Source organism: Halomonas sp. McH1-25, assembly GCF_022348165.1.
Taxonomy (GTDB): domain Bacteria; phylum Pseudomonadota; class Gammaproteobacteria; order Pseudomonadales; family Halomonadaceae; genus Modicisalibacter.
The window spans coordinates 184,144-208,964 of sequence record NZ_JAKRFI010000007.1 but is presented as its reverse complement, the minus strand read 5'-3'; the positions used below and the strand labels follow the sequence as shown (position 1 = coordinate 208,964).

The following is a 24,821-nucleotide window of genomic DNA, read 5'->3' as shown; positions in this document are numbered from 1 at the left end:
CCCAACTGTAAATTATGCGTATCCAATTGATATAGAATGGGATTTTCTCCTGTTTCGGCACTCCGGTCAGATATGCCTTCAAGGCGTTCTCGCCCACCGGCAAGGTGCCCTGCCTAAAGGATGAGGATTTACTGGTCTGGGATTCCCTGGCCATCGTCGAGTACCTGGCAGAAGCCCACCCGGACGTGTGGCCAGCGGATAGAACGGCCCGCGCCTGGGCACGCTCGGCGTGTGCGGAAATGCATTCGGGGTTCATGGCCCTACGCGATGAATGCTCGATGAACTGTGCCCTGCGGATCGAACTCGGGACAACAAGCCCGGCGTTGGAGAAAGACCTGACTCGATTGATGGCACTGTGGGCGGATGGCCTTAAGCGCTTCGGTGGACCCTGGCTGGCAGGCGAGACATTTGGCGCGGTCGATGCGTTCTACGCACCCGTGGCGGTTCGCTACCGCACCTATGGGCTGACCCTATCGGCACAGGCCGAGGCCTATGCGGAGCGCTTGCTCGCCCATCCGGCAGTTAGCGCATGGGTGGAACAAGGCATACAGGAAACCTGGCGCGATGACGCGCACGAACAGGACTGCCTGCGCGGGCGTCGCGTCCTGGCCGACCTGCGTCAGGCCTGAAACGCGTTAATCCACGTACCCGCCGCAACGCAGGCTATGGCACTCAGCTGTACAGCGCCTCGACGCTTCGATAATAGCCCGTGCAGGCCCAGGAACCAGCTACGGAAAAAATGCTTTTTAACACCATACTTCTGGATAAATACTCGGCCTTCTTCCCTAAATACAGGACCATAACCTTAATTACCAGCACGTAGCCGATTTTATGGGAAGGGCTGATAGACTCCTTTACATAACGGCTCTGCTACCAGCGGAGCATCTCGTATCCACTGGCAAGGAGACCTTCATGGCCCGCAATATCATCGTTCTGGGTGCCGGCGTGGTCGGCGTATCCGTGGCCTGGCACCTGGTGCGTCGCGGCCATGACGTCACGCTGGTGGACCGCCGCGAGCCGGGGCTCGAGACCTCCTTCGGCAATGCCGGCATCATCCAGCGCGAGGCAGTGCGCCCCTACGCCTTCCCCCGGGATATCGGCACCCTGCTGCGGGTGCTGCCCAACCGCGAGGTGGATATCCGCTACCGCCCCACCGGCATGATGAGTGCGGCGGGCCCGCTATTGGATTACTGGCTGAACTCGAGCGGCGAGCGCTACGCACGCATTGTGCGCGAGTGGGCATCGCTGATCATGCGCTGCCAGGAGGCCCACGCGCCGATGATCGAAGCCGCCGGTGCCGAGGCGCTGGTGCGCAAGGGCGGTTGGCTGGAGCTTTACCGCACCTGCAAGGAGTTCGAGGAACGCCAGCAAGTGGCCCAGGAGAATCACGAGCGCTTCGGAGTCGAGTACGAGGTGCTGGGTGCCGAGGCGCTCTACGCCAAGGAGCCGCACTTGGGCAAGGGGCTGATCGGGGCGATCCACTGGACGCAGCCTTGGATGGTCTCGGACCCCGGCGGCCTAGTGCAGGCCTATGCCCGCAGCTTTGCCGAACAGGGCGGCCAGGTGAAGCAGGCCAGCGTCGAAGACGTGCACCAGGTGGAGGGTGGCTGGCAGGTCAAGACCAGCGAGGGGGATCTGGAAGCCGAGCAGGTGGTGGTGGCCATGGGCCCCTGGACCGGTGAACTGCTGGCTAGGCTGGGCATGAAGGTTCCGCTGTTCGTGAAACGCGGCTACCACATGCACTACTCCGCCGAAAAGGAGGCCAAGCTCAACCACTGGGTGATGGATGCCGAGAAGGGATTCCTGCTCGAACCCATGCGCGCCGGGATTCGGCTGACCACCGGCGCCGAGCTGGCCGACCTGAACTCGCCGCCCCAGTACAAGCAGTTGGCCGCCGCCGAGAAAGTGGCACGCAAGCTGTTCCCGCTGGGCAAGCGTCGCGACAGCCAGCCCTGGAAAGGCGCCCGCCCCTGCCTGCCCGACATGAAGCCAGTGATCGGCCCGGCCCCCGACAAGGCAGGGCTATGGCTCGCCTTCGGCCACGGCCATCAGGGCTTTACCCTGGGCCCGGCCACCGGCGAACTGCTCACCCAGATGATGGAAGGCGAAGCGCCCGCGGTGGATATGACCCCGTTCCGCGTCGATCGCTTTTGAATGTGAGGTTAATACGGAAGCGGGCGCCCTTGAGGCGCCCGCTTTATGCTATCTACTTGCGACTCCTCTGTCCCTTGGCAACCATCCATTCGTGCCTTGCGCACCAGTGCCATCGCCGCTTCCCACGCGTTGGCTTCGAAGCGTTGCGGTGCAGTGTCCAGCCATGGATCAGGTGATTGCACAGGACACGCGTGTCCACTGGCGAAAACGAACCGCATGCCGGGAGTTGACGCGGTAGCCCATGGAAATGAGAGCCGGACTCGCCTCCGTACCTGACGCTAGCCCTCTTAGCGAGCTACCAAGGATTCCTTGGTAGTTGCGCTTTCTCCAAGTTCTTCGTTAGCGTAGATATTTTTGAGGTGAAGACTAATATTGCCTGTCGAAGTGTCGTACATCTCGGTCATCTGCCGCTGTGTCAGCCATACTGTCTCGCGACCTTCGTCCAGGCGAACTTCGACGGCCTTGTAGGCATCTTCGTAGATTAGTATCTGACGCTGTTCGTTCATGTCGACCTAGTCAAAAAGCGCTCAATAACAGAATGTTATAGATTGTTGATCGAACTATTCTTGTCAAACTAACGTCGCAACGATAATTTCTGAATTTCAAAAGGAAACCTCAATACCACTATCTTTTCTTAGCGCTTCCAACTGGCACAACTCCCAGCTCCCGCCAAACCATAGGATGTATATGAAAGAAGGAAGATCTTTTTGCCTCACTCTCTGATAACATTAAATCATTATCTTGATACCAAACCACACTTGAGTATGCATCTTGCTTCACGCCTATCACGCCAATTCGGTAAAGTATCGTAATAAACTTATTGAGAAAAGAAGACCTGCTTATCTCACTGTTTTCATAATATGATACTGCCAATTTCCTAACAGGGTCATTGCCAGCCTGCTCTTCAACAATCATGTCATACGCAAACTCATCAATTTCATCTTTAGAAACATCCGAATGTGTGAAAGTTGACCTTTTCCTTCTTAACAGGTTTACATAGCGATAGAAAAGAGGATAGTCTGCTCCCCACTCGTAACCAAGGCTAGATATCCTCTCTTTGGAATATGCAATTTCGGCTTCTCTCACTAAACTTGCAGTAATCTGAGAACGATTCTGAGCAAGCTCTATGCATTGGTTAATATAAACAATTATATCTCTCGGCCTCATCAAGGTTCTATCCATAATGAAATCCATGCAAGTTTGGTTGCCCACATGACTAGGAAAAACATCTTCGAACCTTGCAGACTTAGATGTATATTGCTCTTTAAGAAGCTGTCCTATCCTCTTTAAAACTAAATCATACAGATCTTCTCTACTCCATTTTATAGGCAAATAAAGATCTCTATATTTTTCCGGCTGAAACCCTTGGTAGTTTGTTTTTTCAATAACCCTATCTAGAAGATCTTTCCTAAGAGCAATCAGTATTTTTACAGGCTCAATATTCCTAAATGTTTTAATGGTATCTATTAAAGACCTAATGAGCTGATAACGCAAGCTGTCATCAACCCAATTCTCATCCAGCTTATCTATGACTAAATAGTATTTATTCTGGGGGTCTGTAAAAACCTCCTCCCCCATAAACCTAATGAGTTCGTTCAGCTTTTGTATTTGTACACTGTTAACTATTTTAGTAGCTCTCTCGGATACTTCTATCTTTTGCTCTTCCGTTAACTTTCTAGCTCCTTCAGCAGTAACAGGCACTCCGTAATCTGAAGCATTTATACCTGCCGAAAGCTGATCTTCTATTCTTTTTGTCAGCTCTTGTATCCTTACATCTGTCTCCAACCAGAACTTATCACCCCATTGCTTAAGATACTCTATAGCCCGCTCACGCTTTCTGTCTCTACTAAAGCTAAAAGAAAATCTATCAAAGAAACCTCTAACTTGATCCTCATTAGTTATTTTATATTTTGACTTTATCAACTCAACAGCAAAAATATGCCTCCATAATAGCTGAAAAAACAAATCGAGACTAACACCAAGCTGACTAACAAAACTCAAAATATTTGAATTAGATATATAGCTTAAAGAAAGCTCTTCAGGGTGTATCTCAACAGTATGCTCGCAATCATTTTTTATTTTTTCTAATAGGGCACTTTTTCCTGAACCTGTCCTCCCCAACAAAATACTGTGCGACGATGTTACATCAATCGCAACTTCGTAGTCCCCGGTATCTATAAAGCAACTCTGTAAGAAAGCATGATCTTCTTCTGCTCCCAACCTACCAATCGACATATGCTTCCTGAATCTAAATCCTGTCAAACTACTTTTTTTCATAAGTCCGTCTCTAAAATTAAAAAATCACATCCTTAAAATCGATCAGTGTTTAATAAAAAATTGATCCAGCCACCCCATCGCCCGGTGATGACATCCTTTCCCTGCGACCTCCTACGCATCATTTCTTTCCATCTTCTATCGGCCGCTTCCTCGGAGCCTTAACCATAGTTAGCCTTAGCATAGTAACGTTTTGCAACAAAAAAGCCTGCCAGTAAAGGCAGGCTTTCGTATGAGACGGGTGATGCAGTAGGTTTAGGCGGCTCTCGCCTGCCCTACCAGGCTGATCACTCCCACTCGATCGTCGCGGGCGGCTTGCTGCTCACGTCGTAGGTCACGCGCGATACGCCGCGGATCTCGTTGATGATGCGGTTGGAGACCTTCTCCAGCAGCTCGTACGGCAGGTGGGCCCAGCGGGCGGTCATGAAGTCGATGGTTTCCACGGCGCGCAGGGCGATGAACCATTCGTAGCGGCGGCCGTCGCCGACCACCCCGACGGATTTCACCGGCAGGAACACGGCGAAGGCCTGGCTGGTCTTGTGGTACCAGTCGGCGTTGTGCAGCTCCTCGATGAAGATGGCGTCGGCTTCGCGCAGGATATCGGCATACTCCTTCTTCACTTCGCCGAGGATGCGCACGCCCAGGCCCGGCCCCGGGAAGGGGTGGCGGTAGACCATGTCGTAGGGTGGCCGAGTTCGCCTCCCCAGAATCGCCGCTCCAGTACAGCAGCTGGCCACCGAGAAGGTAGCGTGCCAGCTGTTCCCGCTGGGCAAGCGTCGCGACAGCCAGCCCTGGAAAGGCGCCCGCCCCTGCCTGCCCGACATGAAACCGGTGATCGGCCCGGCCCCCGACAAGGCAGGGCTATGGCTCGCCCAGATAATGGATGGCGAAGAACCCGCAGTGGATATGGCCCCGTTCCGCGTTGATCGCTTCTGAAGGTGAAGTCAGTACGAAAGCGGGCGCCCGCTTGGTGCAATTTGACTCGGCGCAGGGATACTCCGCCGAAGGCGATGACGGCTGGCGCCCTACAACAAACCCCGTGCACCTGTGATGCAGTATGAGCATACGGTGGTGACTACGGATCGCGGGGCGACTGTCGTGACGGAATACCCATCTCACTCCGCATGGCCGAGCCCTGGTGGCAGGCAGTGCCATCGATAACGGGCTACAGTCAATAGCCGGACAAGTACAGCCCACCGGCCAAAACTTCGTCCAGAACGTTGATTGAAATGTGGGGCTTATCGGACATGTATCAAGCTATAGGGGTAAGCGCCTAGAAGTGGAGCCGGCTTGACTGCGAGTCATACGGGCTCCAAAGCGATGAAATCAGGATGTCCACTGATTGGAAAGCAGCTCGGCCTGCTTGAGAATCAGCTCGATGACTTCCGGCGACTTGTCCGGCGGGTATTTGTAGCGCTGCAGCGTTCGGCGCACCAGAATGCGCAGTTTAGCGCGCACGCTTTCCCGCACCTGCCAGTCGACGGTGGTCGAGCCACGCAGCTTGTTGGTGACCTCGACCGCCAGTGCCCGCAACTTATCATCACCCAGCTCTCGTACCGCGCTTTCGTTGGTGATCAAGGCGTCGTAAAAAGCGATCTCGTCGGGGTTCAGGCCCAGCGCCTCGTCGCGTTCCATATCGGCCTTGAACTGCTTGGCCATGGCGATCAGCTCTTCGATCACCTGCGCCGTTTCGATGCCGCGGTTGTTGTACTTGCGCAGCGTCTCCTGCAAGCGATCCGAGTACTTTTTCTCCTGCACGGCGTTAGTGCGCGTTTTTGCCTTGATGTCGTCCTTGAGCAGTTTCTCCAACAGCTCAACGGCCAGATTGCGATACGGCATCTGGCGTACGTCTTCAAGAAACTCATCGGAGAGCAGCCCGATATTGGGCTTGTCGAGCCCGCAGAGCGCGAACACGTCCGTCACGTCCTCGGCCACTACGGCGTTATCGAGGATCTGCTTGAGCGCGGAATTTTTCTGCTCTTCACTGCGCGAGCGATTCACGCTGGTATGTTTGACCAGTGCCGCCTTGATGGCCGAGAGAAACGCGATTTCCTTGTGCAACGCCTTGGCCTCATCCAGCGTGCTGCACAGCGAATACGCCTTATTGATTTTCAATACCGTATCGAGAAAGCGCTGCTTACCCTTTTCCAGACTCAGGATGTAGTTGGCCGCCGGCGGTAGCAGTTTATGCGGCGCCTCTTCGAAGCCGCTGTAGTCGAAGCCTTCACGGTTGGCGCCCTTGGCAAACATGCCGTGGATGATATCGAGCTTCTCTTCCAGCACCGCGAAGGCTTCCTCGGCGCTGTAGGTGGGCTGCCCCTTGCCGCGCGAGTCGGTATATATCTTGAGGGCATTTTTCAGCTCGTTGGCGATGCCAATGTAGTCGACCACCAGCCCGCCGGGCTTGTCCTTGAACACCCGATTCACCCGAGCGATGGCCTGCATCAGGTTGTGCCCTTTCATGGGCTTGTCGACGTACATGGTATGGCAGCACGGCGCGTCGAAGCCGGTCAGCCACATATCGCGCACGATCACCAGCTTGAGCGGGTCCGCCGGGTTCTTGAACCGCTTCTCCAGCCGTTTCTTGGTTGTCTTGTTGTAGATGTGGGGCGTCAGCAGCGGGCTGTCGGCGGCCGAGCCGGTCATGATGACCTTGATCGCGCCCTTTTCCGGGTCGTCGTCGTGCCAGTCCGGGCGCAGCGCAACGATCTCGTTGTAGAGCTGCGCACAGATGGTGCGGCTCATGGCGACGATCATTGCCTTGCCTTCGATGGTCTTGTTGCGCGTCTCGAAGTGCTCGACGAGGTCCGAGGCGATACGCTTTAGCCGCGGCTCGGCACCCATCAGCTTTTCGAGGCGGCTCCACTCGCCCTTGGTGCGCTCCCGCGCGCCGGTATCTTCATCATCCTCGATAAGCTCATCGACCTGCTCGGAGAGCTGGTTGATTTCCTCACGGTTGATGTCGAGGCGCGCCAGGCGCGATTCGTAGAAGATCGGCACGGTGGCGCCGTCGTCGACAGCATCCTGAATATCGTAGATCGAGACGTAATCACCAAAGACGGCACGGGTATCCTTGTCTTCATTGGCAATGGGCGTGCCGGTAAAGCCGATGAAGGAAGCGTTGGGCAGCGCATCCCGCATGTGCTTGGCAAAGCCAAATTTATATTGACCGTCCTGCTTGAGGTCGGCTTTCAGACCGTACTGGCTACGGTGCGCTTCGTCCGAAATCACTACGATGTTATGGCGGTCATTAAGAACTGGGTGGCCGCTCTCGCCGTCCAGCAAAGCAAATCTCTGAACAGTGGTGAAGATGATCCCACCTGACTCCCGCTCGGCGAGCTTTTGGCGCAGGCTCTCGCGGCCCTCGGCCTGTACCGGGTCCTGCTTGAGCAAGTCGCGTGCGCTGCTGAAGGTGCCGAATAGTTGACCATCGAGATCAATACGGTCGGTCACCACGACCAGTGTTGGATTATGCATCGCCGGTTGCTGCAACAGCTTGCCCGCGTAGCAGACCATTGAAATGCTCTTGCCCGAGCCCTGGGTATGCCATATCACCCCAGCTTTCTTACTGCCGGGTTTGACCTCATCGCCGTAGGTGGCGCGTTTCTCGCCCACGCCTGCCGCAGGCGCCTCGGCGGCGATCACGGTCGCCTTCACCGCTTCACGCACGGCGTGAAACTGGTGATACCCGGCGATTTTCTTGATCACCCGCTCGGCGTCGGTCTCGAATAACACGAAGTAGCGCAGGTAATCGAGCAACAGCGCCCGGTCGAAAAAGCCCCGCACTAGGGTTTCCAACTGCCATTCCAGCAGCGGCTTGTCGTGTTCATCCTTGATGGTGCGCCACGGCATGAAGCGCTCCTGATCCGCCGTCAGCGAGCCAACCCGCGCGGTGTAGCCATCGCTGATCACCAGCGCTTCGTTGGTGACGAATAGATCAGGAATTTCAGTTTTGTAGGTTTGCAGCTGATTGAAGGCGCCGGTGATATCAGCAGTTTCGCTGCTCGGGCTTTTCAGCTCGATTACCGCCAGCGGCAGGCCATTGACGAAGCAAACGATATCCGGGCGGCGGGGCTGTTTGCTGCCCTGAAGGGTAAACTGATTGATGGCGCGGAAACGGTTGGCCTCGACGCGCTCGAAATCGATCAGAAAGGCGTGGTCATACACGACGTCGTCATCGTGCTTGTACTGCACCGGCACGCCATCGAGCAGCCACTGGTGGAAGGCGCGGTTACTGAGCACGAGGTCAGGGCTTTGCGGTTTGCTGACCTGTGCCACGGCCTGCTGAATGGCGTCATCGGGCAACTGCGGGTTGAGCTTTATGATGGCCTTTTCGAGATCACCACGCAGCAGCACTTGCTTATAATCGTCGCGCTCCGGTGAGGTGCCATCGTGGGCAATGTCCGGCCCGTGGGCGATTTCCCAGCCGGTTTCGACAAACCACTCAAGACACAAGGCTTCCAGTTGTTCTTCATTCATTTGATTCTCCTCAAAAGGAAGCCTTCCCGTGCGCACAGTCGACAGCAAAACTTAAAAGCTCATGGAGCTGAGAGTGGTCTTGTAGGCCATTGTCGTCCGAGGTAACGGAATACCATATTGGGTCTATCTTCGCCTGCCCTAAATAGTCTTCAGTTGCAAATTTGATGTTATCATTCTGATTGTCTGGCAAAAAAGCAAAATGTGAAGGGATATCAAACTCATTTGAGCTTGCTACATCGGAAAACAGTTCGAGCGTTTTATCTTGAGCAAGACTGCATCCTATAAACACAAGAGAGTGACTGATAAAAACTTGTCGCAAAACTTTAGCCAAAGGCTTAGTGTAATCAATACCTCCAACTCCATATGCCTCTTCATATTGAGCTTTTGAAAATATATATGTATCTGGTGAATTAAAATGCCCATGCAACTTCAAGATACACCTTTCACCTTGAATTAGCTTGGAAGCAAACTGATTCTGCGATTGCGTTCCATGCATATAGCCTTCTATCACCTTTTTTTCTTTTATAAATGCTTTCTCGACAACCTCATCAAAATTAGTTGTTATAACGCAGCCATCCGATAGCTTCGGCAAAAGTGAAGCCACATCTCCAACATTATCAGGTGTTGCACCATCAAAGGTGTTGCGAACATAACTTTCAAAATATATTTTGTGATTTTCATAAAGCAACTGAGCTGCTTCAAGATATCTCCAGCTTTTAATGCAACCATTAATCTCTTCAATATGTTCCAAAGGTGGCTGACCTGCACGCTGATTTGATATTGAAACACTCTCCAGCTTCTTAACCATTTTTTCTAATGCTTCACCCCATAATGGAAAGCCACACGGAGCTGACAGACCGGCGCCAACAAAAGGGGACACCCTTTTCCTTTTTATAGACTCCACAAACCTTTTAAAAACGCTGACCTGATCACTACTATTTAAAAACCTCTTAACTTCGGAATACGTATCTATTACCTTTTGGTTTTCCCAACGCTCTAGCTCATCAATATATGCGGTGGGATCGTGCCAAAACAAAACATCACTTGGGTCAACAAAATATTCATTTATTTCATCTTCCCTTACGCCCAAACCTTTGATAGAAAGGGGGGTTTCACCATTCAGCTCCAAATGAAAGTCTTCATTAGACTTATCCAGCTCTTCCTTGACTGAACTTTTGAATTTTTGAATGGTCTTTACAAGTCCGTTCCATTTCTCTGTCATGCCTCCCCCCTATTAACTGTACTAATCTCGCCAGAGAGAAGTTTGGGGAGAAGGGTATCTCGCATCGCAGCAAGCGAAGCCAGTTCTTCACTATTTACTTTGATTAGCTCGTCAAGAGCTTTGGCAGCTTTCTGAAAAGAAGACAGCACCTCATGAGGTGGCACAAGCTGCGAAATATCCTTAAGGTTTTTTTGATTTATAGAACCAAAAACCGTTCCTTCAGAATCATACGACGAAAGCTCATAGCTAAGCTGAATGATAGAATAGTAAGTGAAAGATGAGCAGCCGGATTTATGTCTAATCGCTGCCAAGCCACGTCCAATACAGCAGTCAGTTAAAGCGATGTTGGTATCACCTACTGGGGCGCGCACACTCAGAAGTGTATCGCCCCGCTTTGCCATTCGCTTAGGTTGAGTACAGTACACTCGATTACTCGGAAATCTCTCTCCGAAATCTCTACGCCCTTGGAAAAATGGTGTACCTTCTCCGGTTTCATTATAGGTATCTCCGGGTGGAGATTGGCCCATAGTCACATCAAACTCTCTGCCGACCGTTGATATCTCCCACCCCTCCGGAATCTCCCCCAATTCACTGTCCTGCATCGCCGAGGGAAACAGAGCGGCGGTATCGAATAATTCTCTATAGCGTTCAGGGTCTTCAGCACGCAGCGTGTCGAGCTGCGCCGCTGTCTTGCCGGCAATCGCCTGCATCGCGGCGCGGTTCATATAGGATTCCAGATCGCCTAAATAGGGCTGCTCGTCCAGCTCGGTGGCGTAGCAGACGGGGGATGCGGGTTCGTTGCCTGGCTGGAGCGCCTGCCAGCGCTGGCGCGCGGCGATCTTGGACTTGACCGGCTCGAAATCGACAAACCAACTTTTGAAGAGGGCTTGGGCCATTTGTTCGAGGGTTTGGTTGATTTTTTGATTGAGTTCGACTTTGTCGCTGATAGCCCATAGAAATCTAGATATGTCCTTTTGCACCTCAAGAGGAGGCATCCTAGTTTCATAAGAGACAATTTTGCTAGGCGAAGTATGGAGAATTTTTGTGCCAGTAGCACTACCCGCCAAGTACCGATTAAAATCATACGACAGAAAAATCCAGTACAAGTATTGAGGACACACACGACTAGGATTTTTAACGATAAGTTTACCCAGCCGCTGATTATGCAAATATAGCTCACCGTCACTGGGGATCATCCCTGGAAGGCCTAAAATCTCACCACCGGGAGTTTGACAAGTCATGGCTAGCAAAATATCTCCGCCCTGAAGCTCGTACTCTCTTGGATATGAACTCGAATAGCGTTTAATCTTTGTGCTGGAAAACCTAAAACCTCCGCTGTAATCGAAGTTTCCTATCGCAACAACGACTGGCCCCTCACCGGCATCCTCAGACATATAATCACCCTTGAATGCCCAGCCATGCTTTACCTCAATTACTTCGGATAATACCAATGGAGTCCATTCAGAGCTCATAACCCAGCCCCCCAAGATTCCGCTTGATCTCGCTTTCCAGCCGGTCGCTTTCCTCGAACTGGTTTTTCAACTGCGCTGTCAGCCGCGTCATCTTGTCGCCGAAGGGTTCGTCGTCCTCTTTCTGTGCTGCAGCGCCCACATAGCGCCCCGGCGTCAGCACAAAGTCGTGCTTTTCGATGGCGGCCAGATCTTTTGAGGCACAGAAGCCGGGGACGTCTTCAAAGGTGTCGGTGCGCTGCCAGCTATGGAAAGTGTCAGTGATCTTGGCGATGTCTTCACGGGTGAAGTCGCGCAGCACGCGGTCGCGCATATAGCCCTGTTGGCGGGCGTCTATGAATAGCACTTCGCCTTTACGCCGACGTTTTTCAACGCCGTTGGGCGAGAGGCCGCCGGTCTTGTCCTTGGTGAGGAACCAGATGCAGGCAGGAATCTGCGTGTTGGTAAAGAGCTGACCCGGTAGGGCGACGATGCACTCGACCAGATCCTCTTCGACTAGGCGGCGGCGGATTTCGCCCTCGCCACCGCTGTTGGAGCTCATCGAGCCGTTGGCGAGTAGCAGCGCCATGCTGCCCACAGGAGCAAGGTGATGCAGCATGTGCTGTAGCCAAGCGAAGTTGGCGTTGCCCTTGGGCGGGGTGCCATATTGCCAGCGCACATCCTCGGCCAGTAACTCGTGCCACCAGTCCTTGACGTTGAAAGGCGGGTTCGCCATGACGAAGTCGGCGCGCAGGTCCGGATGCTGGTCATCGAGGAAGCTATCTGCGTTTTTCTTGCCGAAGTTGAAGTCGATGCCGCGAATGGCCATGTTCATGGCGGCCAGCCGCCAGGTGGTAGGATTCGACTCCTGCCCGTAGATGGACACATGCTTTTTCTGCTCGGCGGGGTCGTAATGGTGCTCGCGGGCGTGCTCTTCGATGAACTTGTCCGATGAGACAAAGAACCCCCCGGAACCCATCGCCGGGTCGTACACCCGGCCCTTGTAGGGCTCCAGCATCTCGACGATCAGCGAGACGATGCTCTTGGGCGTGTAGTACTGCCCACCCTGCTTGCCCTCAGCCAGCGCAAATTGGCCGAGGAAGTACTCGTAGACGTGGCCGAGAATGTCTTTGCTGCGCAGGTTCAGCGGCTCGCCATTAAGGGTCGGCTGGGTAAAAGAGGTATCCGAGAAGGAGTTGATCAGCCCGATCAGCTTGTCGTTATCGACCTGAAAGCGGCTGATGCCTTCCAGCACGCCCTTGAGCTTGCCGTTGCTCTTTTCGATGGCCTCCAGCGCGTTGTCGATCAGCCAGCTCACCGAGCGCAGGCGCACGTCTTCGCCCTTGCTGTTCTGCCAGAGCACCGAGCCGATAGGCAATGCGGCGTTCTCTTTCAGCGTGCTCCAGCGCGCCTCTTTCGGCACCCAGAATACGTTGGCCTCGCGGTAGTAGTCGAGGATCTCCAGTTCATCTTCGAGCGCCTGCTCGTACTCGGCGTCGCTGTCGTAATCCTCGCGCGGCAGGTAGTAGATATTGTCGTCGGCGTCGTTCTTGAACAGTTCGAGCAGCTCGCGCTGGCGCTCCTCGAACGCGTCGGAGACGTACTTCAGAAAGATCAGCCCCAGCACCACGTGCTTGTAGTTGGCCGCGTCCAGGTTGTTGCGCAGCTTGTCCGCAGCTTTCCAGAGCTTGTCTTCAAGCGCGTTCAAAAATTGCTGTTCGGTACTTTGCATTGAAGACTCATTTGAATTAAATCATTGAATTATGCTACTTCAGCCGAGTGCTAGGTGTCATTGTTACCACTCAGAAAAAAACCCGCCTTGCGGCGGGTTTCTGAGTCTCGGGAAGCAGGCGACTGCTCACTCCCACTCGATCGTCGCGGGCGGCTTGCTGCTCACGTCGTACGTTACGCGCGATACGCCGCGGATCTCGTTGATGATGCGGTTGGAGACTTTCTCCAGCAGCTCGTACGGCAGGTGGGCCCATCTTGCGGTCATGAAGTCGATGGTTTCCACGGCGCGCAGGGCGATGACCCATTCGTAGCGGCGGCCGTCGCCGACCACACCGACGGACTTGACCGGCAGGAACACGGCGAAGGCCTGGCTGGTCTTGTGGTACCAGTCGGCGTTGTGCAGTTCCTCGATGAAGATGGCGTCGGCCTCGCGCAGGATGTCGGCGTACTCCTTCTTCACTTCGCCGAGGATACGCACGCCCAGGCCCGGCCCCGGGAAGGGGTGGCGGTAGACCATGTCGTAGGGCAGGCCGAGTTCCAGGCCGAGCTTGCGTACCTCGTCCTTGAACAGCTCGCGCAGCGGTTCGACCAGCTTGAGCTTCATGGTCTCGGGCAAGCCGCCGACGTTGTGGTGCGACTTGATGACGTGGGCCTTGCCGGTCTTGCTGGCGGCGGATTCGATCACGTCGGGGTAGATGGTGCCCTGGGCGAGGAAGTCCACGCCGTCGATCTTGGCCGCCTCGCGATCGAACACGTCGATGAAGGTGTTGCCGATGGCCTTGCGCTTGGCTTCGGGGTCGTCGACGCCCTTGAGCTTGGAGAGGAACTCATCCTCGGCATCCACACGGATGACCTTCACGCCCATGTGGTGGCCGAAGGTCTCCATCACCTGGTCGCCTTCGTTCTTGCGCAGCAGGCCGTTGTCGACGAACACGCAGGTAAGCTGGTCGCCGATGGCCTTGTGCAGTAGTGCCGCGACCACGGAGGAGTCCACGCCGCCGGAAAGGCCGAGCAGCACGTGACGGTCGCCGACCTGGTCGCGCACGCGGGCGGCGAGGTCTTCGATGATGCGCGCCGGAGTCCACAGGCGCTCAGCGCCGCAGATATCCAGCACGAAGTGCTCGAGAATGCGCTGGCCCTGCAGGGTGTGGGTCACTTCGGGGTGGAACTGCACACCATAGAAGCGCATTTCCGGCCAGGTCATGGCGGCAATCGGGCAGCTCGGCGTGGAGGCGGTGACGGTGAACTCTTCCGGCGCCTCGGCGACCTTGTCGCCGTGGCTCATCCACACGTCGAGCAGCGCGTTGCCCTCGGCATCGATGTGATCCTTGATGCCCTTGAACAGGTCGTCGTCGCCTTCGATCCTGACCTGGGCGTAGCCGAACTCGTGCTTGTTGGAGCCCTCGACGCGACCGCCCAGCTGCTCGGCCATGGTCTGCATGCCGTAGCAGATGCCCAGTACCGGCAGCTTCATCTCGAACACGCACTGCGGGGCGCGCGGCGAGCCTTCGGCGACGGTGGATTCCGGGCCGCCGGAGAGGATGATGCCGTTGGGGTCGAACTCGCGGATCTCGTCTTCGGTGATGTCGAAGGCGCGCACTTCGGAGTAGACGCCGATCTCGCGCACGCGGCGGGCGATTAGCTGGGTGTACTGGGAACCGAAGTCGAGGATCAGGATCTTGTGGGCGTGAATGTCTTGCATCGTGGGCTCTCTGTTGAGCGGCGACGGGCGAGGTCGCAACAGTGATCCAAAAGCCAGCGGCGGGGTTGCCCCCGCCGCGAAGTTCTTTCAATTATCGCGATCAACCGACCCGATAATTAGGTGCCTCTTTGGTGATTTGTACGTCGTGCACGTGCGATTCTGCGAAGCCGGCGCCGGTGATCTTGACGAACTCCGGCTTGGTGCGCATCTCGTCGATGCTGCGGCAGCCGGTGTAGCCCATCGAGGCGCGCAGGCCACCCATCAGCTGGTGGACGATGGCGCTCATCATGCCCTTGTAGGGTACGCGGCCTTCGATGCCTTCCGGGACCAGCTTCTCGGCGTTTTCGGTCTTGTCCTGGAAGTAGCGGTCCGCGGAGCCTTGGCTCTGGGACATGGCACCCATGGAGCCCATGCCGCGGTAGGCCTTGTAGGTACGGCCCTGGTAGAGCTCGACTTCGCCCGGGGCTTCCTCGGTACCGGCCAGCAGGCCGCCGATCATCACGCAGCTAGCGCCGGCCGCGATGGCCTTGGCCAGATCACCGGAGAAACGCACGCCACCGTCGGCGATCAGCGGGATGTCGTAGGGCTTGAGCGCTTCGGCGACGTTGGACACGGCGGTGATCTGCGGCACGCCGACACCGGCGACGATGCGCGTGGTGCAGATGGAGCCGGGGCCGATACCCACCTTGACGGCGTCCGCGCCGGCTTCGGCCAGGGCCTTGGCGGCTTCGGCCGTGGCGATGTTGCCGCCGATGACCTGGATGTCAGGGAAGTGCTCCTTGACCCATGCCACGCGGTCGATGACGCCCTTGGAGTGGCCATGGGCGGTGTCGACCACGATTACGTCGACGCCGGCTTCGGCCAGCGCGGTGATGCGATCCGGGGTCTCGGCACCGGTACCCACCGCAGCGCCGACCAGCAGGCGGCCGTCGGCATCCTTGGCGGCCATCGGGTAGGTGCGCGCCTTCTCGATGTCACGCACGGTGACCAGCCCCTGCAGGCGGAAGGCATCGTCGACGATCAGGATCTTCTCGATGCGGTTTTCCTGCAGCTTGGTCTTGATCACGTCCAGCGGTGTGCCCACCGGCACGGTGACCAGCTTCTCGCGCGGCGTCATGATCGCCTCGACGCTGTCGCTGTGGTCGGGCTGGAAGCGCATGTCACGACCGGTGACGATACCCACCAGGGTTTCCCCTTCGACGACCGGGAAGCCCGAATAGCCGTACTCGTCGGCCATCGCCAGCAGATCCTCGAGCTTGGCCTTGGGCCCCACCGTGACCGGGTCCTTGACGATCACGCTCTCGTGCTTCTTCACCTTGCGCACTTCCGCCGCCTGGCCGGCGATGGTCATGTTCTTGTGGATGATGCCGATGCCGCCTTCCTGGGCCATGGCGATGGCCAGGCGCGCTTCGGTGACGGTATCCATGGCGGACGAGACGAGCGGGATGTTGAGGTTGAGGTTGCGGGTCAGGCGGGACTTGAGGCTGACGTCCTTGGGCAGGACATCCGAGTAGCCGGGTACGAGTAATACGTCGTCGAACGTAAGAGCTTCTTGCGCCATACGTAGCATGTCGGAAACACCCAATGAGCAGATTGTGGGGAGAAGGGGTGTGGAGAAGTTAATCGAGTATTATACGACTTAGGTTGGGTTCTGGGCAAACCGGCCAACCGCCTGTCTGCCGCTTCGCATCAGGCCAGGCACCACGCAAAAGGCCCTGCGAGCTTCGCAGGGCCTACGGTGCAACACAGGCGAGCATGACGAACGGCGTAACGACTCCCCTCACGCAGAACGGCGGCTGGTTACTTCTTTTCCAGCCACGCCTGAACCACGGCCTGGGCTTCGGCAGTGTGCGTCGCGGCCTCGTACCAATAACGATGAACTTCACTCATGATCTTCTCCCTCAACTGGCCACTGACACTTTCAATTATCGGCCCGAAGAGGACATTCTTTAGCCAGAGTATCGCCTTACCAGCGATAGCTCACCTTGGCCACGACTTCGCGGCCCTGGTTGTAGTAATCCGCCGTGCCGGAGCCGACCACGTGCTGCTCGTCGAGCAGGTTGTTGACGTTGACGGTCAGGTCGGTGTTCTGGATGAACTGGTAGCTGAAGGCCGCATCATAAAGCGTCGTTGCATCGCTCTTGGCCGAGTTCTCGGCATCGAAGTAGTAGGAACCGGTATAGCGGGCGCCAAGACCGAAGCTCATGTCCCTATCTGGCAGGGTATAGTAAGTCCAGAGCGACGCCGTATGTGTCGGTGTTTCGGTGAATTCATTGCCTTCGATCGATGTCCCATCCCGCAGTGTGCCGCGCTCCACTTCCGATTCCATGTAGGAATAGCCGCCGATCAGGCTCAGGTTGTCGGTCAACTCGGCCTTGGCTTCCAGGTCCAGGCCACGCACGCGGGATTCGCCGATGGTTTCCCGGTCGATACCCGTACCGTCGTCCCGCGCGACCGCGATGCTCACATTGTCCTTGGTCAGGTCATAGACCGCCGCCGAGAACAGCGCATTCATGCCGAAAGGCGCATATTTCACACCGATCTCGTACTGCTCGCCGCGCTCGGGCTCGGTGCCGATCGATGGCGGTGCGATCGATTCCACATAGCTGACATAGGTAGACACCTCGTCGGTGACCTTGTAGGTCAGCGCGCCGCGGACCGAGACTTCCGAGAAGTCGTCGGAAGAATCGGTGTTGGCGAGGAAGTCTTTCTCGGAGAGGTCCAAGTCGTCGTGACGTACACCCGCCGTGACGATAAAGCGGTCGTAGAAGGACAGGTTCTGGGTCAGGAAGAGCGACCGGGTCTTGTAGTCCTGTTCGGTATCGTCGTAGGCAACCAGGCTGCTCGGGGGACCGCTGTAAACGGGATCTGAGACATCGATCGACTCTGCCGGCGCGTATACCGATGTACCTTCGCTCGATGCATCGCGATATTCGACACCCGCCAGTGTACTGCTGTCGATGTAGTCGAAACTGGCATCGTATTGCAGGATGGCGTTGCCGATCAGCTCGCTTGCTTCACTGTCCCCGCCGATATAGCTACGGCCGACCACCGTGCCGGTGCGTGCCACGGAGTCAGTGATATAAACGTATCCGTAGTCGTCGGTCAGGTCGCTGTAACGCAGGTTACCCTGCAAGGTCAGGCCGTTATCGAAGTCATGGGTGAGTAGCCCAGTGACACTGGTACGCTCGACATCCTGGTAATTGAAGTCAGGCTCACCGAAGAATTCGTCGCGGTCGTACTCCCGGTCGAACGGATAGCCGCCACTGTTGGGGGTGTTGTCATGGCTCAGGTAATCGAAGATCAGCGTCGCCGAGGTGTAATCCGTCGGCTCCCAGGTCAGGCCGCCCATGATGAACTCGTCGTCATCCCGGGAATGCTCGTATTCGCGCTCGCTGTCCTTGATCTTGCCGGTAACGCGATAGGCCAGGGTCTCGCTGGCGTTCAGCGTGTTGCCCACATCGAGTCCGGCTTCTTTACGGTCGAATGAACCATACGCCACGTAGCCTTCGCCAAACGACTCGAACCTTGGCCGTTTGCTCACGAAATTGACCGAACCGCCCGGGTCTGCCGGACCGAACAGGGTGGAGTTGGCCCCACGCAGCACCTCGACACGCTCGTAGGCGTAGGGTTCCTCGCGAACACCGCGCATCGAGCCCAGCGTCATCCCATCACGGTAGGTCGTGGCCTGAAATCCACGGACCTTGAAATAATCGTTGCGGTCGTCGGTGGCGTAGTACTCGGTGATGACCCCGGGCGTGTATTGCAGGACTTCCTCGGTGGTATTGGCGTCGCGTTGTTCGATTTCCTTTTCCGTGATGACCGATACGGAGGCGGGGGTATCGAGGATGCTGGTCGCGACCTTGCCGCCCACCCAGAGTTCCTGGGCCACCACCGTGTTCGCGTTATCGTCGGCTTCCGCCTGCGCGTTGACGATGATGGGCGCGAGGCGATACGTCCCCTGCTCGCTCTCATTGCCGCCGTCTGCGTCTTGTGCGTTCCCGCTCATGGGAACGGCAACCAGCGGCGTGCAGCATACAAGGGCGGTAGTGGTACGTTGCCAGCGTGGCCATGACGCGTTGGGCTTGCTCCTGCGATCAGTCATGTGCGACATCCTCGATGATCCGGCAACCCCGAAGGCCGCCTTGTGCCTTTTCGTTGAGCGAAAGGCGTAGTTTGTAAGCGCGATATTACAGAGCCAACGCAGATGATAATTATGGTGATAATATTTATCGTTTGACAAAAGATTGCAAGGTCGTCATGAGCGACATTCCTTGTCTTGCAAGGTAGGCTGGGCTTTTCTCCGCGACCCGAGACCGGCCATGCAGGACAACGACCCTACCGCCCTTTCCGTGAGCGAACTCAACCGTCAGGCCCGGCTGATGCTGGAGCGCGGCTTCGGCGATTGCTGGGTGGAGGGCGAGGTGTCGGGGCTGGCGCGGCCGGCATCGGGGCATTGCTACTTCACGCTCAAGGACGATCGCGCCCAGGTGCGCTGCGCCCTGTTTCGCACCCGGGCGCGTTTCGCCGCACCGTTCAACAATGGCGATCATATCCGCCTGCGCGGCAAGGTGTCGGTTTTCGAGCCGCGTGGCGATTACCAGTTGATCGTCGAGGCGGTACAGCCCGCCGGTCAGGGTGCGCTGCTGGCCGCCTTCGAGCGCCTGAAGCATCAGCTCGCCGCCGAGGGGGTGTTCGCCAATGCCCGGCCACTGCCCTGCCCGCCGCGCCATCTGGCGGTGATTACCTCAGGGACCGGGGCGGCGGTTCGCGACGTGTTGGCGGTACTGGCCGCACGTTGGCCGATGCTCGACGTGACCGTGCTGCCGGTACCGGTCCAGGGCCGCGAGGCGGTGCCGGCGATCATCCGCGCCATTGGCCTGGCCAACCATCTGGCCCGTAGCCAGGGGCGCTTCGATGCGCTGCTGGTCACACGCGGCGGCGGCAGCCTGGAAGACCTGTGGGCGTTCAACGACGAGCATCTGGCGCGGGCGATCTTCCACTCGCAGTTGCCGGTGATGTCGGCGGTAGGACACGAGGTCGACGTCACGCTGGCCGACTTCGCCGCCGACGTGCGCGCCCCCACCCCTTCCGCCGCTGCCGAACAGCTGGTGCCGGATCGCCGCGAGCTGACCCGCCGCCTGCAGGACGCGATGCAGCGTCTGGCCCGCTGCGAGCTGGCCCGGCTCGACAGCGAGTCGCAACGCCTCGACCACCTGCGCGCCCGCCTGCGTCACCCCGGCGAGCGCCTGGACCAGCAGCGTCAGCGTCTCGATCAGCTCGAGGCGCGTCTCAAGCGAGCCATGCAGCAACGGCTGGCGAGCGCCCGCCAGCATCACCAGCACCTGGAGCGCTGTTTGTACCGCTTCGTGCCTGCGCAGCAGGTCAGCGAAGCGCGCAATCGGCTGGAGCGCGCCAGTGCGCGCCTGCACGCCACCCTGCCCCAACGCCTGCAGCACGAGCGCAGCCGGCTCAACGCCCTGGCCCGCGAGCTCAACGCGGTCAGCCCGCTGGCGGTGCTGGGGCGGGGCTATGCGATTCTGGAGGACGGCGACGGCAAGGTGGTCAAGCGCGCCCAGGATACCCAGCCGGGCGAGAGGCTCAATGCGCGCCTGGGCGAGGGTCGCCTGACGGTCGAGGTCAAACGTCGCTATAGAAAGTAGCGCGATGGCCGATAGGCAATCATAACGCGCAAGGCCATTGCCAGGGCTGCCCACTTTCGTCTGAGGCCGGCCCCGTGCAAGGCACGGGACCGGTTGGTGTGGCGGGATGCGGCGTCAGCCAGTGTTCAGCTTCCCAGGCTGGGCAGGCCTTCCTGAGTGGCGTCCTTGTAGGAGACCTCACCTTGCTCGTCGATCTGGCAGGTCACGTTATGAAAGGTATTGCCGTGGCCGAGGAAGCTGACTCGCAACTCGAACTCCTCTCCAGGCACATACTCCGGCAGGTTGCTGTCCTTGATCTCCTTGTGCTCCAGATCATGGCCTGAATGCTCCATGGCGAGCTGGCGGCATTCCTCGACCAGCGGTTGGTCGTCCCTGGGCGTTCTCTCGATGGCCATGGCCGTCCCGGCGGATGCCGTGGTGGTCATCATGAGCAGTGCCGCTCCCAGACCGATACCTCGCATTCCTGTACGTGCTGACATACTACCTCCTTGTCGTGCGCTCCCTATTCACTATAGAGAAGATTCCCCGGGAACTTCGAGCCCGCCAGTCCGGGCCGGGCCTGAGGGTATCGTCTCACCCGGGCTGCTCGGCGCCGGGCTTGAAGGTGCTCGGCTCCAGGTCGTGGCGTCCGAGCAGCTTGTAGAAATCGGTACGGTTGCGTCCGGCGATACGTGCCGCCTGGGTGACGTTGCCTTCGGTGATCTTGAGTACCTTGATCAAGTAACTGCGCTCGAAGCCGGCACGCGCCTCATTGAACGAGGGCAAGGCATTCTCTTCGGCCATCAGCGCCTGCGACACCAGCGCTTCGGGAATGATCGGCGCACTGGTCAGCGCCACGCACTGCTCGACCACGTTGACGAGCTGGCGCACGTTGCCCGGCCAGGCGCTTGACGCGAGCAGGTTGAGCGCTTCGGGCGAGAAGCCCTTGACGAACGGCTTGTGACGCGCGGCAGCCTGGGTGACCAGATGCTTGGCCAGCAGCGGCACGTCCTCGGCACGCTCCTTGAGGGGCGGCAGGCGCAGGTTGACGACGTTGAGCCGGTAGAACAGGTCCTCGCGAAAATCGCCTTCCTGCATCGCCTTGTCGAGATCGCGGTGAGTGGCCGAGATGATACGCACATCGATGGGAATCGAGGTGGTCGACCCCAGCGGGCGAATCTGGCGTTCCTGCAGTGCGCGCAACAGCTTGACCTGCAACGTCAGCGGCATGTCGCCGATCTCGTCGAGGAACAGCGTGCCGCCATCGGCAGACTGGAACAGGCCTTCGTGCTGGCTGATCGCCCCGGTGAAGGCGCCCTTGGCGTGGCCGAACAGCTCGCTTTCCAGCAGCTGCTCCGGCAAGGCCCCGCAGTTGATGGCCACGAACGGCTTCTTGGCCCTGGGGCTGGCGCGGTGAATGGCGTTGGCGAGCAGCTCCTTGCCCGACCCACTGGGGCCGGTGACAAGCACGCTGACGTCGGAACCGGCCACCATGCGCGCCTGTTCGAGAACACGCTCCATATGCGGGCTACGCGTAATGATTTCCGCCCGCCAGGCGTCGTCGCCATCGGTGCTGGCATTCGATGTCTGGCGAAGCGCATCGGCAATGGCGCCGAACAGCTCGTCGCGGTCGACCGGTTTGGTCAGGAAGCTGAACACCCCTTGGCGCGTGGCGCTGACGGCATCGGGAATCGAGCCATGCGCGGTCAGGATGATCACCGGCAGGCCCGGCATGCGCTTCTGGATCTGCTGGAACAGCGCCATGCCGTCCATCTCGTCCATGCGCAGGTCGGAAAGCACCAGGTCGGGCCGGGTCTGCTCCAGGTTGTCCAGCGCCTCGCGCCCACTTTCGGCCGTGGTCACGCGATAGCCCCGGCTCTCCAGGCGCATCCCCAGCAACTTGAGCAGGCTGACGTCGTCATCCACTAGCAGAATATGGGCGGCTTGCTTCACGTTTCGACTCCTAGGCGCACTGGCGTTACTCCCCACGGACTGCGTCAGGGGGATTGGTTGCGCAAATTGATGCTTTGTTCGATTTCGGTCAATGCGTCGAGCTTCTGGGCCAGCTCGTCACGCTCGCGCGTGACCTGTCGGCGAGCGGCCTCGCTTTGATCGACCCGGCTGGCCAGCTCGCGGCGGGCCTCCAAGCCATTCAGCCATTGACGCAGCAGCGGCTGAAGGCGGCTCGGCGCCAATGCCAGGTCGGCCTTGAACAGCTCCGCAGCGTCGTCCCAATGACTGGAATCGTCCCACGAGTAGACCACGGCACGCGCCAGACGTTCGCTGGCCAGCTCGCCCTCGACACGCTCGAGGGTCCGCTCGCGCCAAGCGTCGTCTGCGCGCTGGGCGGCCAGGCCGAAATCGACCCAGGACTCGAGCAGACACGCAGTGTCCTGCAAGTCGGGAACGTCGGACAGGCAATCCGACGACGCCATGTCGAAGGGATCGTTAGCCGACGGGTTGAGGGCCTGACACCCCGCCAAAAGCGAAATGGCCAGCAGGCTGGCCAGTAGAGGCAATGTCTTCATGTTCAGTTCCTTGCGTCGGTACGGTCCGAACTTAATGTCGGCATGCTATGTTCTAGCCATTTATCGTTATCGCTGACACTGTCGCCGCTCCATGGCAAGGTCAGGCGGAAACACACTGCCATGGCAGGGTCGTCGACCAGCGTGAGTTGGCCATGCTGGGCCCGTGCGCAGTCCGCGGCAACCGACAGGCCGATGCCCGAGCCTTTGATCGCCCCCTTGCGGCGTGCACGTCCCTGATAGAACGCTTCGAACAGGCGCTCCTGGTCGGCCGCATCGATCGGCTCGCCGCTATTGGCCACTTCGATCGCCAGCGTGGGCCCCCGGTGATAGGCACGCAGCTCGAGCTGCCCCCCGTCTTCGCCATAAGCGATGGCGTTGGAGACCAGGTTGTCGACGATACGCGCCGTGCGGTCGCGATCCGCGCTCCAGTCGATGGGCAACGCGGACACCGATACCTGCATGCCCTTCTTGTCCAGCGCCAGGCGGTGCTTGTTGAGAACGTCCTGAATCAGTATCGACACGTCGAACAGGTCATTATTGACCACCTGGTTGTGCTGCAACAGGTTGTAGTCGAGCAGCTGTTCGATCAGGCGCTGCAGTTCCAGCCCGCTGTTGTCGATCAGCTCGACGATTTCGAGCTGACGCGGCGACAGCTCGCCGGCCACACCGTCGGAAAGCAGCGAGGTGCCTTCACGCACACTGGCCAATGGCGTCTTGAGCTCATGCGACATGTGACGCAGGAATTGCTGTTTCTGCGCTTCGAGCTCGGCCAGACGAGCCGACAGCCAGTCGATGCGCTCACCGAGATTGACCAGTTCCGCCGGCCCCTGGATGAGCTGTGCGGAGGCCGGCTCCACACCCGTGCCGAGGTTGAGAATGCGACGCTCGATCTGGCGAATCGGGCGGATGATCAGCCAGGTAAACAGCAGCATCAGTGCCAGACTGGCGGAGACCAGAGCGGCGGTCTGCAGCCATAAGCGTTGACGCACCTCGCTGGCCTGCGCGCTGATGCCCTCGATACGGTTGTCGATATACAGGTTGGTGGCATCGCGCACGGCGCTGGTCCGCTCGGCGAAGCTGGTGAACTCATCGAGACGCTCAGCGATCTCTGCGGCCGTCAGCGTCGGCAGGTCGGAGAACGACTGCAGTTGCCCCTGCAGGGCGCGAATATCCTGGTTGTCCGGCAGCAGGCGCCGCTGGGCATCGAGCAGCGTGGCGAACTCGCCCAGCTTGGCCGAGAAGATATCCATCAACCCCGGCTGTTCGACCACGGCATACTGCCGTGCACTACGCTCCATTTCCAGCGCCAGGTTGGAAAGCTCCCGCGCACGGCGGGTCTGCTCCACCGCCTGGCGGGCACTGATATCCGCCAGGATCGAGAGTTCCGATAGGGCCTGCCCCGCCTGGAACATCAGCACGGCGATGGGCAACATCACCACGAGAAAGGCCAGCAGGACCAGTTGCAGTAGAGATCTTGGGCGCCAGCGGCGTGAGACCTGGGAGGTCATGATAACGGTTCTATGCAGGAAGAAGGTAAGCGTCATGTCCTATCCGCACAGCATAACAGAGTTATCGCCGTCCCAAGCCCTATGAATGGCGTCCTACGTTACAAAAACCTGCAGTAAAAAAAGAGGGCCGGCA

The 24,821-nt window shown here is 58.0% G+C and carries 16 protein-coding genes and 2 pseudogenes; 4 read left to right on the top strand and 14 right to left on the bottom strand.

What is annotated here, in order from left to right; all coding sequences use genetic code 11:
• Positions 1 to 41 precede the first annotated feature (41 nt).
• Together MHM84_RS17170 and MHM84_RS17165 are read left to right on the top strand one after the other, a co-directional pair.
• Positions 42 to 629, top strand: coding sequence for a glutathione S-transferase (locus MHM84_RS17170; protein WP_343218298.1), 588 nt, complete (start codon positions 42 to 44; stop codon positions 627 to 629).
• Between the two features lie 283 nt (positions 630 to 912).
• A complete protein-coding gene (locus tag MHM84_RS17165; RefSeq protein ID WP_239267560.1) occupies positions 913 to 2,154 on the top strand; it encodes an FAD-dependent oxidoreductase in 1,242 nt (413 codons plus the stop codon).
• A gap of 287 nt (positions 2,155 to 2,441) precedes the next feature.
• On the opposite strand, the gene MHM84_RS17160 is transcribed toward MHM84_RS17165, so the two are convergent.
• The 3 genes and pseudogenes from MHM84_RS17160 to MHM84_RS17150 form a co-directional block, all read right to left on the bottom strand.
• Positions 2,442 to 2,660, bottom strand: a complete 219-nt coding sequence (locus tag MHM84_RS17160; protein WP_239267559.1) for a hypothetical protein — start codon at positions 2,658 to 2,660, stop codon at positions 2,442 to 2,444.
• A gap of 118 nt (positions 2,661 to 2,778) precedes the next feature.
• The gene (locus tag MHM84_RS17155) at positions 2,779 to 4,431 is read right to left on the bottom strand and encodes a DNA repair ATPase (protein ID WP_239267558.1); all 1,653 of its coding nucleotides are present in this window, start codon (positions 4,429 to 4,431) and stop codon (positions 2,779 to 2,781) included.
• A 284-nt stretch (positions 4,432 to 4,715) separates the two neighbouring features.
• Positions 4,716 to 5,114, bottom strand: a pseudogene (locus MHM84_RS17150) (GMP synthase (glutamine-hydrolyzing)); the annotation flags it as partial.
• A gap of 13 nt (positions 5,115 to 5,127) precedes the next feature.
• Here MHM84_RS17150 and MHM84_RS17145 point away from each other — a divergent pair.
• Positions 5,128 to 5,364, top strand: a pseudogene (locus MHM84_RS17145) (amino acid dehydrogenase); the annotation flags it as partial.
• A gap of 390 nt (positions 5,365 to 5,754) precedes the next feature.
• On the opposite strand, the gene MHM84_RS17140 reads toward MHM84_RS17145, so the two are convergent.
• The 7 genes from MHM84_RS17140 to MHM84_RS17110 form a co-directional block, all read right to left on the bottom strand.
• Positions 5,755 to 8,907, bottom strand: a complete 3,153-nt coding sequence (locus MHM84_RS17140) for a type I restriction endonuclease subunit R (protein ID WP_239267557.1) — start codon at positions 8,905 to 8,907, stop codon at positions 5,755 to 5,757.
• Between the two features lie 10 nt (positions 8,908 to 8,917).
• Positions 8,918 to 10,129, bottom strand: coding sequence for an SIR2 family protein (locus tag MHM84_RS17135; RefSeq protein ID WP_239267556.1), 1,212 nt, complete (start codon positions 10,127 to 10,129; stop codon positions 8,918 to 8,920).
• On the bottom strand, positions 10,126 to 11,601 hold the full coding sequence (locus tag MHM84_RS17130) for a restriction endonuclease subunit S (RefSeq protein WP_239267555.1): 1,476 nt from the start codon (positions 11,599 to 11,601) through the stop codon (positions 10,126 to 10,128). The genes MHM84_RS17135 and MHM84_RS17130 overlap by 4 nt, the downstream gene beginning before the upstream one ends.
• Positions 11,591 to 13,309 (bottom strand): class I SAM-dependent DNA methyltransferase, encoded by a 1,719-nt coding sequence (locus MHM84_RS17125; RefSeq protein WP_239267554.1) that lies wholly within the window; start codon positions 13,307 to 13,309, stop codon positions 11,591 to 11,593. Before MHM84_RS17125 ends, MHM84_RS17130 begins: the two co-directional genes overlap by 11 nt.
• 126 nt (positions 13,310 to 13,435) lie before the next feature.
• Positions 13,436 to 15,010 (bottom strand): glutamine-hydrolyzing GMP synthase, encoded by a 1,575-nt coding sequence (gene guaA / locus MHM84_RS17120; protein WP_239267553.1) that lies wholly within the window; start codon positions 15,008 to 15,010, stop codon positions 13,436 to 13,438.
• Positions 15,011 to 15,110: 100 nt separating this feature from the next.
• Positions 15,111 to 16,580 (bottom strand): IMP dehydrogenase, encoded by a 1,470-nt coding sequence (gene guaB / locus MHM84_RS17115; protein ID WP_239267552.1) that lies wholly within the window; start codon positions 16,578 to 16,580, stop codon positions 15,111 to 15,113.
• A 396-nt stretch (positions 16,581 to 16,976) separates the two neighbouring features.
• Positions 16,977 to 19,115, bottom strand: a complete 2,139-nt coding sequence (locus MHM84_RS17110; protein ID WP_239267551.1) for a TonB-dependent siderophore receptor — start codon at positions 19,113 to 19,115, stop codon at positions 16,977 to 16,979.
• 217 nt (positions 19,116 to 19,332) lie between these two features.
• Here MHM84_RS17110 and xseA point away from each other — a divergent pair, with 217 nt between their 5' ends.
• On the top strand, positions 19,333 to 20,673 hold the full coding sequence (xseA, locus tag MHM84_RS17105) for an exodeoxyribonuclease VII large subunit (RefSeq protein ID WP_239267550.1): 1,341 nt from the start codon (positions 19,333 to 19,335) through the stop codon (positions 20,671 to 20,673).
• A gap of 125 nt (positions 20,674 to 20,798) precedes the next feature.
• Here the strand turns inward: xseA and MHM84_RS17100 are convergent, their stop codons facing one another.
• From MHM84_RS17100 to MHM84_RS17085, 4 genes are all read right to left on the bottom strand, one after another.
• On the bottom strand, positions 20,799 to 21,152 hold the full coding sequence (locus MHM84_RS17100) for a hypothetical protein (protein WP_239267549.1): 354 nt from the start codon (positions 21,150 to 21,152) through the stop codon (positions 20,799 to 20,801).
• A 94-nt stretch (positions 21,153 to 21,246) separates the two neighbouring features.
• A complete protein-coding gene (gene glrR / locus MHM84_RS17095) occupies positions 21,247 to 22,605 on the bottom strand; it encodes a two-component system response regulator GlrR (protein ID WP_343218297.1) in 1,359 nt (452 codons plus the stop codon).
• A 44-nt stretch (positions 22,606 to 22,649) separates the two neighbouring features.
• Complete coding sequence (locus tag MHM84_RS17090) at positions 22,650 to 23,180, bottom strand: hypothetical protein (RefSeq protein WP_239267548.1); 531 nt, start codon at positions 23,178 to 23,180, stop codon at positions 22,650 to 22,652.
• A 2-nt stretch (positions 23,181 to 23,182) separates the two neighbouring features.
• Positions 23,183 to 24,688 (bottom strand): HAMP domain-containing sensor histidine kinase, encoded by a 1,506-nt coding sequence (locus MHM84_RS17085; protein WP_239267547.1) that lies wholly within the window; start codon positions 24,686 to 24,688, stop codon positions 23,183 to 23,185.
• Between the last annotated feature and the right edge of the window lie 133 nt (positions 24,689 to 24,821).